A 13,194-nucleotide genomic window follows, 5' to 3' on the forward strand; every position below is an offset into this window, starting at 1 on the left:
CCCTCACATCCCCTGCAGCGGGGACGGCTCGCCGCCGGGATCGCCGGGCCTGTCCCCGTCGCCGGGACGGACCCCGTCGAGCATCCCGAACCGGTACAGCAGCCACAGCAGCGGATCCTCCGCCCGGTAGGGCCGCACGCCGCCCGCCCCCACCCGGCCGTCCTCGGGCACGCCGCCCAGCGCCGAGATCCCGAACAGCGCGTGCTCGTCGTACTGCTGCCCCAGGTACGTGTCGAGCTGGCCCGCCTCCCACTCGTACAGCAGCGACCTGACCTGCGCGTCCACCGCCTCCCTGTCGTCCAGGTCCAGGACGCCGGCGCCGCCGCGCGAGCGGTGCAGCGCCGACTGCCGGGTCAGCGCCGCGCGCAGCACGTCGATCTTCGTCAGCGCCACCGCGACCGGCACCGGCAGCCGGTCGCCCGGACGGGCGCCGTGCCGCTGCCGGAGCGCCTCGGTGACCCGGGCGATGATGTTGATCGGCTCGCTGTCGGGGTCCTCCCCCGGCGACCGGGGACGCGGCCCCGCCTCCACCAGCGCGGACCGGGCGCCCGGCAGCTCCAGCGGATCGACCAGGAAGATGATCGCGTCCGCCGCCTCCAGGTAGCGCAGGTGCAGGTCGCGCACCTCGCGGCTGCGCAGGTCCTCGCCCGCGGTGTCGAACAGCACCAGCGCGAGCGAGTCGTTGCGCGCCCGCGCCAGCCGTCCCCCGAACCGACCCTGGGCGAACCGTGGGCGGCGGGTGCGGGTCAGCAGGTAGACCAGCGGCTCGCGCGGGCCGGTCGCGGCGCTCGCGGTCGTCGCCAGCAGCCGCCGCTCCTCCAGCAGCGGCCGCGCGAAGTCGCGCTTGTACCGCTCGATCGTCCGGTCGTCGCAGGCCACCAGCGAGGCGTCCAGCTCGGTGCCGACCCGGTTCATCAGCTCGTGCAGCAGCACCGCGATATAGGTGCTCTTGCCCGCGTTCTTCGCGCCGACCAGCGCGACGATCCGTCCCGGAGAGTCGACGTAGGCGGGCGGCAGCGGATTGTGGCACTCCGGGCAGACCCGGTTGCCGGTCGGCTGGCCGCAGTCGGGACAGTCCGCCCTTCCGGCGGCGCCTCTACGTCCCGGCGGCGCGAACACCGGCGGCAGCGACGCGCCCGCCGTCGACCCCAGGTAGTCGGCCAGCGGCTGGTCGAGGACCGGGTCGCAGCCCTTGCGCCGGCCGGCGCGCCCCCTGCACCGGTACGGGATCCGTTGCGGCGCCACCACCGCGAAACAGTAGGGGCACGTCAGCCCCTGCCGGGCGCGCACACCGGGGAGCGGCACCCGAGACGCCAGCGACACTGCGGCCTCACCTCGCGACCTGGAGACGGCGAACCGGCGGATCGCGCAGTTCGATGACATCATCCTCGGCGAAGCACCGCAGCCAACACCCCCCGGAGGCGGAATCCCCCGGCTTCGGCAGCGTCACCGACAGCTCGCCGGGCACCGGCACGTGCTCCCAGTCGGCGACCACCTCGCCGTCGGACGCCCGGTGCGGCATCACCCGCCCGTCCCGCCGTACCAGCACCAGCCGCCGGATCCGCAGCGGCCGCGCGCACGTGAGCCGGATCGTCAGCGACCGCCGCCACGGCGGCCCGCCGCGCTCCAGGTCGTAGCCGACCAGGACGCGCGCGGCCACCTCGGCCGTCACCGGCGGGCCGGTGACCAGCGCCCCGCCGACCGTGCCCGCCGCCGCCACCGACAGCTCCACCGGCAGTTCCTCCGGCGCCCGCACCCGGATACCGCCCTGGGTGTCGTACGCGGCCCGCGTGACGACCTCCCGCTCCAGCGGACCGGCGTGCGCCGCGCCGTTGTCCGGCCGCCCCGCGCGGACCCGCCAGGCCAGCTCCACCTCGGTCACGTCCGGCGGCCAGTCGAACCCCACGTGCACGTACCCGCCGCGCCGCTCGGCGACCAGCCGGCGCGGCGGCGGCAGGTGGACGTGCCGGTGGCAGGCCCCGACCGCCGCCATGCCCTCGGCCACCGTCACCGCCAGCAGCCACCCGCCCGCGCCGGGCCGCACCGTCAGGCCGCCCGCGGACGGGACGCCCGCCAGCCGCCGGCTCGCCTCCCGTACCTCCTCCAGGCGGACGAGCGCGCTGCGCGGCCACGGCGGCGACCGGTCCAGCAGCACCAGCTCCGGGACGCCGTGCCGCGGCCGCTCGAACCGCACCCGCAGCAGCCCCGGATCGGACGGGTCGGGCTCGGCGGACAGCTCGAACACCGGCTCGGGCGGCGCGCTCGGCGTCACCGCCGCGCGCACCCCGGGCGTGGCGGCCTCGCCGCCGTCGCCGTCGGCGTAGACCGCCGAGACCCGGTAGTGGTGCGTCGTGCCGTTCGGGACGCGGTCCTGGAAGCCCTCCCGCCCGGCGGGGATCGCGCGCCCGTCGCGGACCACCTCCACCCGCACCGCCTCGGCCGGGCACCGCCACCGTCCCGTGACCACGCCGTCGCCGGGCACCAGCTCCACCTCGCGCGGCTCCGGCCGGACGAGCACCGGACCGGCCTGCGCGGGCGCCGCCGCCGCGTCGCCCCGGCAGGCGAACACCGCGTAGAACAGCGGGACGTTCACCGGCGGCCGGTCGTCCCGCCGCCCCTCGACCGGATCGCCGTCGGCGACGCCGCCCGGCGGGCGGCCCTTCCGCCGGACGACCCGGTAGGTCACCTCGCCCGCCGTGGACGGCGACGGCTCCCACGACAGCCGCACCGGCACACCCGAGCCGTCCTCCGCCTCGGCGCGCAGCGACGGCACCGGACGCGGCGGCAGCCGCCGCTGGTGCTCCGGCGCGCCGGGCAGGTCGGGCACCAGCCGCACCGCGTCGGCCAGCAGCAGCCACGCCCGGTCGGGATCGGCCTCGGCCTGGGCGTGCTCGCGCAACCGCACCGCGGTGTCGACCCGGTGCCGGGCCTCGGCCGCCAGCGTGCGCGCCTCGTCGGCGTCCTCGCCCGGACCCGGCGCCGGGATCCGCGCGGCCTCGGCCAGCTCCGCCGCCGGGATCCGCGCGGCCTCGGCCAGCTCCGCCGCCGCGTACACCTCGCCCGCGTCCAGCAGCACCCGCAGCCGCCCCGCCGTGCCGCCCCCCGGGCCCGTCTCCCGCAGCACCGCGAACACCAGCCGGTGCGCGTCGTCGCGCTCGACGCCCAGCTCCTCCAGCGCGTACCGCAGCAGCGCACGCTCCGACGCCCGCTGCCGCACCCGCTCCCGCAGCCGGTCGACCAGGTCGTACCGGACCAGCTCGGCCAGGTCGGCTCCCGACCGCAGCGCCGCCAGCACCGTGTCGGCGTGCGTGGTGCTGGTGTCGCGGCCGCGCCGCGCCCACTCGGCCGCGGTCGCCGCCACCGCCGCCGCGTCCAGCCGCAGCGGCCGCCCGCCCGGACCCGGCGCCGCGAACCCGTGCAGCACCCGGATCGGGCCCTTCAACCGCCCGCCGAACACGAAGTCCGCCAGATGGCGCCGGCCCAGCACCTCCAGCGACTCGCGCACCTTCCGGTACGCCGCGTACGGCGCGGCCGCCGGCAGCGGATCCGGCTCGCGCACCTCGATCCGGTCCGCGGCGGCCAGCTCCTCCAGCTCCGCCCGCGACACCCCCGACGTCCGCGCGATCCCCTCCACCTCGGCCGGGGCCACCGCGCGCAGCATCCCGGCCGCGTCGGCCAGCCGCGCCCGCGCCTGCGCCCGCCGCTCCCGGGTCCGCTCCCGGCCGCCCGCCAGCCGTCCGGCCAGCGGCCCCAGATCACCCCGCTCGGCCGCCGCGAACAGCGGCGCCAGCTCCCGGTGCTCGGCCTCCAGCCGGTCGATCAGCTTCCGGTACTTCAGCTGCCCCCGGGCCCGCCGCCAGCACTGCCGGACCTCCTTCACCCGCGCCGCCACCGCGGCCGAGGTCAGCGGATCGGGCAGCGCGTACCGAACCCGCAGATCCTCCGGCGGCTGGTCACCGGCGGCCCGCGCAGGCTCCAGCACCTCCCGCTGGTACCGCGCGTCGTCGATGCTCATCGGCTCGTCGGCCGCCGGTCAGCTGACCTGGACCCTGGACAGGGCGCGGCGGGACTGCTCGACCTCCTCCTCCGACATGCCGCCGACGTCGACCTTCAGCTCCAGCCGCTCCCCGGTCTCCTTCTCCATGGCGGTGACGTTGAGCAGCCCGGACGAGTCGAGCGCGAAGGTCACCTCGATCGGCCAGCCGGCCTTCTTGCCCGCCGGGACGCGGATGTCGCCGGTGGCGATCTCGGTGTTGTCGATCAGCTCGGTCGACTCCACGCTGCCCGCCTGCTCCATCACCCGGATGTCGGCCGAGGTCTGGTCGTCGTAGACGGTGAAGAAGTCCTCGGTGCAGGCCGCGGGCAGCTCGTCGTTGGCGTGCACCAGGTGCGCGACGTGCTCGGCGCCCGACTCGCGGTCGACCACCACGATCCCGAACGCGTGCGAGGCGACCGTCCGGATCTGCCGGGCCGCGATCTGCTTCTGCTGGTCGGCCGTCAACCCGGCGCGCCCGGCCATCTGCTCGGCCCGGTCCTCGTCGCCGGACGCCAGCAGCCGCCGGTAGGTCTCCTCGAACGCGTACAGCGCCGCGCCCTTGGCGACGGCCAGGTCGGGGTCCTGCAGCCGGGGCCGCAGGCCCAGCTCGGTCTCCAGCCGCGCCGCCACGACCGGCATCTTCGTGGAGCCGCCCACCAGGACCAGGTCGTCGTAGTCCTGCACGCCCTTGTCGGCGGCCGTGGTCAGCGTCCGGCCGGTGATCTCGATGGTGCGGTCCAGCAGGTCCCGGGTCAGCTCCTCCAGCTTCTCCCGGGTCACCTCGACCGCCGCGACCCGGCCGTCGTGCATCACCCGGACCGTGTGCGCGGTACGGGTGGTGAGGGCCTTCTTGGCGTCCTCGGCGTCCCGGCGCAGCTGCTGCTCGGTCTGCTTGTCGTCGAGCGGGTCGCTCGCGTCGGGGTGCTCGGTGCGGAACCGCTCGGCCAGGTGCTCCACCAGGCGGGCGTCCCAGTCGGCGCCGCCCAGCTCGTGGTCGCCGTCGGTGCACACCACCTCGATGTGCCCGCGGCGCAGCGTGATCACGGTGGTGTCGAACGTGCCGCCGCCCAGGTCGTACACCAGGATCGTGCGGTCGCCCTCGGGGTTCAGCACGCCGTAGGTGATCGCGGCGGCGATCGGCTCGGAGACGATGTCGATGACGTTCAGCCCGGCGATCCGGCCCGCCTTGCGGGTGGCGTCGCGCTCGGCCGCGCCGAAGTAGGCCGGCACCGTCACCACCACGTCGCGGGCCTCCTCGCCGTCGGTGGTGCGCGCGTCGGTCGCCAGCTTCAGCAGGATGAACGCCGACAGCTCCTCGGGCGTGTAGTCGAACCCGCCGATGTTGCGCGTCACGTCCCGGCCCATGTCCCGCTTGATCAGGCTCACCACCTGGTCGGGCACGAGCACGGCGGTGTCCTTGGCGGTGGCGCCGACGACGACGTTGTCGCCGCTCTCGAAGTACACCACCGACGGCGTGGTGTCGGTGCCCTCCAGGTTGCGCAGGACCGCGGGCCGTCCCACTTCGTCGATGGAGGCGATGCACGAGTACGTGGTTCCCAGGTCGATCCCGTAGACGGCCATCAGAGTCGCGCGGCGCCCCGGCGCTCGGCCGTGGCGGTTGCTCGCGCTCGCTCCCTTCCTGATATCGGTGGCGGCGGGGAGTCGTCTCCCGATCGCCGGCTCATGGGCTCAGCGGGGTCTCAGGCGTACGGCCCGGGTCACATGGTCTCGCCTCGTCCGTTCTCGCGCAGGCCACTTGACCCGGACGGGGGGAACGGTTCGGCCGTGCCGGTCGCCTGGCCGACGGTGACCTCGGCCTTGCGCACGACCCGCCCGTCGCGTTCGAACCCGTCGGAGCGGACCGCGACCACGGTGCCGGCAGCGGCCGGGTCGGCGACCTGCTCGGCCGCCACGGGGCGGTGCCGGGCCGGATCGTAGGGCGCGCCCGGCTCGACGGTGAAACGCTCCACGCCGGTACGGCCGAGGGCGTCGGCGACCTCGTCGGCCACCGCCGCGAGCAGCGCGGCGGCCTGCGCGGGGCCCGGCGGGTCGGGCGCGGCCCAGCGGGCGGCCTCGCGCCGGGTCAGGTCGTGCAGGCGGTAGAGGGCGGCCCGGACGGGCTCGAACGCCGACTGCAGCTCGCCGTAGCGCAGGCCCTGGTTCTCCTCGTGCAGCCGGTCGATGATCGTCTCGCGGTGGGCGGCGCGGTCCTGCTCCCGTCTCAGCTGGTCGGTCAGCGCGGCCAGGGCCTCGATGATCTTCTCGTGCGGGGCCTCCGCGGGCTCGGGCTCCGCGGGGTCGGGGTCCGCGGGTTCGGCTTCGGCGGGCTTGGCGGCGGCCTCGGCGACGGTTCGGGACGCGATGCTGCCGTCCTCGTCCGATGCGGCCTCGTCCGATGCGGGCCGCGAGGCCGGTTCGGCGGGGCCGGACCCCTCACTGACTCGGTGATCCAGGGAGCTCGACACGTGCAGTTACCTTAACGGCCCGCACCTGGCGAGGATAGTCCCGCGACCTCGCCGTCCCGTCACAATTACGGCGCCTTTTGGTCCGGCCCGGTTCCGGTGGGGTCCGGCTTCTTAACGCCGACATGCCGGGGTAACACGAAGGAAACGGCGGTACCGCACCGTGGGAGGCACCGTCGAATGACAGGAGGTGCCCATGTTGCTGCGGATTCGTATCAGATTGCCGGACAGGCCCGGCTCGCTGGGCAAGGTCGCACGGATTCTGGGCGCGGCTGGGGCGGATGTGGCCCAGATGGCGGTCCTGGAGCGCGACAACGGCCGGGCGTTGGACGACTTCACCGTCGTCTGGCCGTCCGGTGCGGGGATCGACCGGCTCTGCGACGGGCTGGCGTCCGTCCCCGGGGTGGAGATCGTCGGGATCTGGCCCACGGCCGAGCCGCAGGGGGCGTTTCCGGACGCCGCCCTGATCGGCCAGCTCGCCGCCGATCCGGAACGGGGCGCGGTGACGCTGGCGGACGCCGTTCCCGCGCTGCTGAGCGCCGACTGGGCGGGGCTGGCCGAGGGGGCGGCGCTGGTGCACGCGAGCCTGGGCGGGCTGGCCGGGGTGGAGCTTCCGGATCTGGAGCCGGTGCGGGCGCGCGGGTTCACCGCGCCGGACGGCACCCAGTACGCGATCTGCCCGATCGCGACGCCCTGGGGCGCCGGGCCGGTGCTGGTGGTGGCCCGCACGGGCGCGCCGCCGTTCCACCGCTCCGAGGTCTTCCGGCTGGCCCAGCTGGTCGGCGCGGCCGAGGCGGTGCTGGGCGTCCGGGGCGGGGGGCCCAGGACGGAAGATCTGGTACGTAGCTCGTAACGAGGGTGAAACCGGCTAGACGTCGCGAGCGTCTACGTTATCGGACATGGCCCTCGGTGTGGCGGCGCGGTCGCGCCGGGGGCCATTCCGCTCTTCTATGGGCCTTCATGAGCTCCTAGGATGACTTTCCGCGACATCTGGCCTTTCCTGCCTGGGAGTTTTAGAGTCCCGTTCTAATACTTCCGCACGCCAGGAGGTCACGATGGCCGAGCTGCTCCGCCCGTACGCGCAGGCACGCCCGGACGAACCGGCCCTGACCGACGAACGGGGAAGCCGCACCTGGCGGGAGCTGAACGAGCGCACCGACCGCCTCGCCGGCGCCCTGCGCGACCTGGGGCTGGGCAGCGGCGACGCGATCGCGATCCATTGCGGCAACCGCTGCGAGCACTTCGAGCTGATGTGCGCCGCCGGGCACATCGGCCTGCGCTACGTCCTGGTCAACTGGCACTGGACGGCCGACGAGCTGCGCTACATCCTCCAGGACGCGGGCGCCCGGGCGCTGTTCTCCGAGGAGCCCTTCGGCGGCGTCGCCCGCGAGGCCGCCGACGGGCTCGACCTGCTGGCCCGCGTCGCGATCGGCGGCGACGTCGAAGGCTTCACCCCGTACGAGAGGTTCCTGGCCGCCGGCCCCGACGGGGAGCCCGCCGACCAGGTCCTGGGCTACCCGATGAACTACACCTCCGGGACCACCGGCAGGCCCAAGGGCGTCAGCCGCAAGCTGGTGCGCGCCGGCGCGCCCATCGAGACCGCGATCCTGATCGGCGACCTGCTCGCCGGGATCCTCCGGATCCCCGAGGCCGGCCGGTCGCTCCTGGTCGGCCCCGTCTACCACTCCGCGCAGTGGCTGTGGTCCTACGTCTTCCTGCTCCGCGGCCGCTCGGTGGTGATGCGCCGGGCCTTCGACGCCGCCGAGACGCTCCGGCTCATCGACGAGCACGCGATCACCAACATCCACCTCGTCCCCACCCAGTTCGTGCGGATGCTCCGGCTGGACGAGGCCGCCCGCGGCGCCTTCGACGGCGGCAGCCTGGCCGTCGTCTGGCACGGCGCCGCGCCCTGCCCGCCCGCCGTCAAACGCCAGATGATCGACTGGTTCGGTCCGATCGTGCACGAGTACTACGGCTCCACCGAGGCCTCCGTCAACACCGTGATCACCGCGTCCGAATGGCTGGAGCGGCCCGGCAGCGTGGGCCGCCCGCTGCCGATCACCGAGGTGCACGTCCTCACCGGCGACGGCGAGCCCGCCGCGCCCGGCGAGAACGGCCAGATCTGGTTCCGCTACACCAGCGGCGACGACGTCGAGTACTGGGGCGACGAGGAGAAGACCCGCTCGGTGCACCGCCCCGACGGCCTGTTCACCACCGGCGACATCGGCCGCATGGACGAGGAGGGCTACCTTTTCCTCTCCGACCGCGCCATCGACATGATCATCAGCGGCGGGGTCAACATCTACCCGGCCGAGATCGAGGGCGTCCTCATCACCCATCCCGCCGTCCGCGACGTGGCCGTCTTCGGGATCCCCGACGAGGAGTTCGGCGAGCAGGTCAAGGCCGCCGTGGAACTGTCCGACGGCTTCACCCCGTCCAGCGGGCTGACCGAGGAGCTCATCGCCCACGTCCGGGCGTCCCTGGCCGGGTACAAGGCCCCGCGCACCGTCGACTACGTCACCGAAATGCCGAGAACCCCCACCGGCAAGCTCTACAAGCGCCTGCTGAGGGAGCCCTACCTGGCCGCGGACTGATTCCGCGCCCCGCGCCTGTGATTTGATCCGTTCATGTTGCTAGCGGACGAGCGGGCCGCCCTGTGCGGGATCGGGCGGCGGATGGCCGAGAGCGGCCTGGTGACCGGGGCCAGCGGGAACATCAGCGCGCGGGCCGGTGACCTGGTCGCGGTCACGCCCGGCGGCATGATGCTGGATCGGATGGAGCCGGCGGACTGCCCGGTTCTCGACCTGGACGGGAAGGTGGTCGAGGGGGAGCGGGCGCCCTCGTCGGAGACGCCGATGCATCTGGCGATCTACGAGGTGTCGGGTGCCGCGGCGATCGTCCACACCCATTCGACCTACGGGGCCGTGGTGGCGACGACGATGTCGGAGTTGCCGCCGATCCACTACAACACGCTGGCGCTCGGCGGTGTGGTGAAGGTGGCCGAGTACGCGACGTACGGGACGCCGGAGCTGGCCGCCAACGTGCGCGCGGCACTGGAGGGCGGCGAGTGGGGTGCCATGCACGCGGCGCTGATGGCCAACCACGGTGGCGTCACCCTCGGCGGTGATCTGGAGGAGGCGTACGAGAACGCCCGGCTCCTGGAGTGGCTGTGCGGCGTTTACGTGCGCGCCCGCATGATCGGTGAGCCGCGCGTTCTCACCGACGAGGAGTTGCGGCAGGTCGTCGAGCGCGGGCTGACGCCGCCCGACCACCCGCGCGGGTAGCGGCCGGATGGCGCGGGCCCTCGCCTGACGGGCGCGGGCGTGACAGGCTGCTGAGGTGCCACGGCTGACTCCCGACGAAGCGTTGCGCAGGCTGACGACGGTCCCGGTGGTGCGGCTCGCGACCGCCGACGAGCACGGCCGCCCGCATCTGGTCGTGGTCACGTTCGCGGTGAGCAGGGGCACGGTGTACACCGCCGTGGACCACAAGCCGAAGCGCACCCGGGACCTCAAACGGCTGGCCAACGTCCGCGCCAACCCCCGAGTGTCGGTGCTGGCCGACCATTACGAGGACGACTGGGAGCGGCTGTGGTGGGTCCGGGTCGACGGCCATGCCGCCGTCCTGGACGATCCCGCGCGGATGGCCGAGCCGATCGCCCTGCTGGCCGGCCGTTACGAGCAGTACCGGCGGCGCCCGCCCGAAGGGCCGGTCATCGCGATCACGATCGATCGATGGACCGGCTGGTCGGCGTCGGCGTCCGGGCCGGCGCCGTAGGGATCAGTCCCAGGCACGGCCGATCCGGGCGAGGGTGCCGGCGTACTCGATCCGGTTCGCCCACTCGGCGGGCCAGGCGGCCATGCCCAGGTGCGCGCCCGCGAAGGCGCCCGCCAGGCATGCGATCGAGTCGGAGTCGCCGGAGCTGGCGGCGCCGCGCGAGATCGCCGAGACGGGGTCGTCGGGGAACAGCAGGAAGCACAGCAGCCCGGTCCCGAACGCCTCCTCCGCGACCCAGCCGCCGCCGGTGGCCTCGCACGGGTCGGCGCTCCGGTCGGGACGGGCCATGGCCGCGTCCAGGCGGTCGAGGACGCCCAGGCATTCGTCCCAGCCGTAGGAGATGAAGTCCTCGGGGGTTTTGGCGCCCCAACGCGTCCACAGATCGGACAGCCACCGCTCGTGGTAGGTGACGCGCTGGGTGTTGGCGTGGTCGCGCAGCGCGGCGGGCAGGTCGGCGGGGGCCATGCCCTGGCGCAGCCACCACACGGTGAACGCGGTCAGTTCGCTCGCCGCCAGCCCGGTGGGGTGGCCGTGCGTCATGGCGGCCTGGAGCTGTGCCGCGCCCGCGCGGGTCTCGTCGGTGAAGCCGGGGACCAGGCCGACGGGCGTGACGCGCATGTTGGCGCCGCATCCCTTGGAGTTGTGCTGGGTGGCGTCGAGCCAGTGCCGCCCGTCCTGGAGGCCCCGGCACGCCCTGATGCAGGTGCCTCCGGGGGCGCGGGTGTTGTCGGGGCTGATCAGCCAGTCGACGAACCGGCGCCGCCACATCGGCGTGATCAGGTCGGGGGTGAACGGGGGGTTCTCCAGGGCGTCCAGCAGCCCGAGCGCGACCGCGATGCCCATCTGGGTGTCGTCGGTGACCAGCGCCGGGGTGCCGGTCAGCTCGCGGGGGCCGGCGTCGCCGTAGCGCTTCCGGATCCGGCGCATGTCGAGGAACTCGGTGGGGGCGCCCAGCGCGTCGCCGTAGGCCAGCCCGAACATGCTTCCGCTCGCAAGTGAAGTCCGCATTCGACCATTGTCGGGCAGGTCGATCAGATTCCGACCAGCCCGGCCAGCCGTTCGCGGTGCCGGGCGGGCGGGCCGAAGAGCTCCTGGGACGACTTGGCGCGCTTGAAGTACAGGTGCGCGTCATGCTCCCAGGTGAACCCGATGCCGCCGTGGAGCTGGATGGTCTCGGCGGCGACGTGGAAGAAGGCGTCCGAGCAGTACGCCTTGGCGAGCGCGGCGGCGGCGGGCAGCTCGGCCGGTCGCAGGTCGGCGACCGCGGCCGCTTGGAGCACCGTCGAACGCGCCGACTCGACCAGCACGAACATGTCCGCGCACCGGTGCTTGACCGCCTGGAAGCCGCCGATCGGACGGCCGAACTGGTGCCGCACCTTGGCGTACTCGACGGTCATCTCCAGCGTCCGCTGCGCGCCGCCGAGCTGCTCGGCGGCCAGGGCGACCGCGGCCAGGTCCAGCGCCCGCTCCAGGACGGGCCCCGCGTCCCGTTCGAGCAGGCGGGCGGGCGTCCCGTCGAATCCGAGCCGGGCCAGCCGCCGGGTCTGGTCGAGCGTGGTCAGGGGCGTCCTGGTGAGGCCGGGCGCGGCTCCGTCCACGGCGAACAGCGCGGTCTCGCCCCCGACCCGGGCCGCGACGAGCACCAGGTCCGCGACATGGCCGTCGAGGACGTAGGACTTGGTCCCGTCCAGGACCCACCCTTCGCCGACGCGGCGGGCCGCCATGGAGATCGACTCCGGTGCCCAGTCGTCGCCGTCCATCCAGGCGAGCGTCGCCGGCGTGGAGCCGTCCGCGATGCCGGGCAGCGCCTCGCGCTTGACCTCCTCGGCACCGCAGGCCAGCAGCGCGGCCGGGGCCAGCACGGCGCTGGACAGGAAGGGCGCGCATACCAGCGCGCGGCCCATCTCCTCCATCACGATCGCCGTCTCGCGCATGCCGAAGCCCGCGCCCCCGTACTCCTCGGGGATCGCCAGCGCCTGGAGGCCGAGCTGCCCGGCCATCTGAGCCCACACCGCCGGGTCGTATCCCTCGGGGGTCGCCATCAGCCGCCGTACCTCGGCCGAGGGCGACCTGTCTGTGAAGAACCGCCGCAGCGCGGCCCGCAGCTCCTCCTGCTCCTCCGTCACCCCGAGCTCCATGCCCCCAGCCTAGCCAAGCAGATGCTTGCTAGATAGTGCTCGCCGCACGGCTCCCGCGCGGGCCGCGCCCACTCCCCTAGGCTGGAACTGGCCAGATTCGCCATGTGCGACGATCACGATCAGTATTCGAAAGGTGGCACTCTGTTGCTATCCTCGTCAGCGACGAGGAAGGGAGCAGAGCATGTCCGCGATGGCTCTTGAACCGAAGACGCAGGAAGAGATCCTCCTCGAAGGCTTCCTCGACCTCCGCACCCCCGAGGGCTTCCGAGCCGAGCTGATCGATGGAGAGATCGTCGTGACCCCACCCCCGGCGGCGACCATGAGGACGCGATCTCGCTGATCGCCGAACAGGTCTTCACCAAGGCCGACATCCGGTTCTCCTTCTCCGGGCACAAGGGCTTGATCACTCCCAGTGGCGGCAAGTGCCCGAAGGCGCGGGTGATTCCCGATGCGACCTTCGCTCCCAGGGAACTGGACCTCTATCGGGGGGCCGAGCCGTGGATGCCCGCCGACGGGGTGCTGCTGGTGGTCGAGGTGACCTCCTCCAGGCCCGAGCTGGACCGGCAGGCCAAGCGGCACTGCTACGCGCGTGCCCGCGTCCCCTACTTCCTGCTGGTGGATCGGGACGAGAAGCAGGTGACCCTGTTCAGCGATCCCGAGGGGGACGACTACCACCAGGCCGTGTGGGTGCCGTTCGGCAAGGCCCTGGAGCTGCCGGAGCCGTTCGCGTTCGAACTGGACACCTCCGAATTCGCTTGACGGGTTCGCTTGACGATCACCA

Annotated in this window: 12 protein-coding genes; 6 read left to right on the forward strand and 6 right to left on the reverse strand. The window is 73.8% G+C overall.

Annotated elements, in window-relative coordinates:
- Positions 1-3 precede the first annotated feature (3 nt).
- The 4 genes from ABD340_RS14700 to ABD340_RS14715 all read right to left on the reverse strand — a co-directional run bounded on the left by ABD340_RS14700 (position 4) and on the right by ABD340_RS14715 (position 6,501).
- Positions 4-1,323 (reverse strand): TRAFAC clade GTPase domain-containing protein, encoded by a 1,320-nt coding sequence (locus tag ABD340_RS14700; protein ID WP_344589489.1) that lies wholly within the window; start codon positions 1,321-1,323, stop codon positions 4-6.
- Between the two features lie 7 nt (positions 1,324-1,330).
- Positions 1,331-4,015: a SaeA-related protein gene (locus tag ABD340_RS14705; RefSeq protein ID WP_344589490.1), complete on the reverse strand. Its 2,685-nt coding sequence runs from the start codon at positions 4,013-4,015 to the stop codon at positions 1,331-1,333.
- Between the two features lie 18 nt (positions 4,016-4,033).
- A complete protein-coding gene (locus ABD340_RS14710; RefSeq protein WP_344589491.1) occupies positions 4,034-5,617 on the reverse strand; it encodes an Hsp70 family protein in 1,584 nt (527 codons plus the stop codon).
- A gap of 137 nt (positions 5,618-5,754) precedes the next feature.
- Positions 5,755-6,501 (reverse strand): nucleotide exchange factor GrpE, encoded by a 747-nt coding sequence (locus ABD340_RS14715; protein WP_344589492.1) that lies wholly within the window; start codon positions 6,499-6,501, stop codon positions 5,755-5,757.
- Between the two features lie 193 nt (positions 6,502-6,694).
- Between ABD340_RS14715 and ABD340_RS14720 the strand changes: the two genes are divergently transcribed.
- The 4 genes from ABD340_RS14720 to ABD340_RS14735 all read left to right on the forward strand — a co-directional run bounded on the left by ABD340_RS14720 (position 6,695) and on the right by ABD340_RS14735 (position 10,275).
- Complete coding sequence (locus ABD340_RS14720) at positions 6,695-7,351, forward strand: ACT domain-containing protein (RefSeq protein ID WP_344589493.1); 657 nt, start codon at positions 6,695-6,697, stop codon at positions 7,349-7,351.
- 202 nt (positions 7,352-7,553) lie between these two features.
- Entirely contained in the window at positions 7,554-9,092 is a 1,539-nt protein-coding gene (locus ABD340_RS14725) for an AMP-binding protein (protein ID WP_344589494.1), read from the forward strand.
- A 33-nt stretch (positions 9,093-9,125) separates the two neighbouring features.
- Positions 9,126-9,782: a class II aldolase/adducin family protein gene (locus tag ABD340_RS14730; protein ID WP_344589495.1), complete on the forward strand. Its 657-nt coding sequence runs from the start codon at positions 9,126-9,128 to the stop codon at positions 9,780-9,782.
- 55 nt (positions 9,783-9,837) lie between these two features.
- On the forward strand, positions 9,838-10,275 hold the full coding sequence (locus ABD340_RS14735; RefSeq protein ID WP_344589496.1) for a TIGR03668 family PPOX class F420-dependent oxidoreductase: 438 nt from the start codon (positions 9,838-9,840) through the stop codon (positions 10,273-10,275).
- A 3-nt stretch (positions 10,276-10,278) separates the two neighbouring features.
- Here the strand turns inward: ABD340_RS14735 and ABD340_RS14740 are convergent, their stop codons facing one another.
- Both ABD340_RS14740 and ABD340_RS14745 read right to left on the reverse strand, forming a co-directional pair.
- A complete protein-coding gene (locus ABD340_RS14740) occupies positions 10,279-11,283 on the reverse strand; it encodes an ADP-ribosylglycohydrolase family protein (RefSeq protein ID WP_344589497.1) in 1,005 nt (334 codons plus the stop codon).
- Between the two features lie 23 nt (positions 11,284-11,306).
- Positions 11,307-12,413: an acyl-CoA dehydrogenase family protein gene (locus tag ABD340_RS14745; RefSeq protein WP_344589498.1), complete on the reverse strand. Its 1,107-nt coding sequence runs from the start codon at positions 12,411-12,413 to the stop codon at positions 11,307-11,309.
- Between the two features lie 190 nt (positions 12,414-12,603).
- On the opposite strand from ABD340_RS14745, the gene ABD340_RS14750 reads away from it, so the two are divergent.
- The gene (locus ABD340_RS14750) at positions 12,604-12,753 is read left to right on the forward strand and encodes a hypothetical protein (protein ID WP_344589499.1); all 150 of its coding nucleotides are present in this window, start codon (positions 12,604-12,606) and stop codon (positions 12,751-12,753) included.
- Complete coding sequence (locus ABD340_RS14755) at positions 12,753-13,172, forward strand: Uma2 family endonuclease (RefSeq protein ID WP_344589622.1); 420 nt, start codon at positions 12,753-12,755, stop codon at positions 13,170-13,172. The genes ABD340_RS14750 and ABD340_RS14755 overlap by 1 nt, the downstream gene beginning before the upstream one ends.
- The last annotated feature ends 22 nt before the right edge of the window (positions 13,173-13,194 follow it).

The sequence above is a fragment of the Actinomadura vinacea genome, assembly GCF_039532545.1.
Taxonomy (GTDB): domain Bacteria; phylum Actinomycetota; class Actinomycetes; order Streptosporangiales; family Streptosporangiaceae; genus Spirillospora; species Spirillospora vinacea.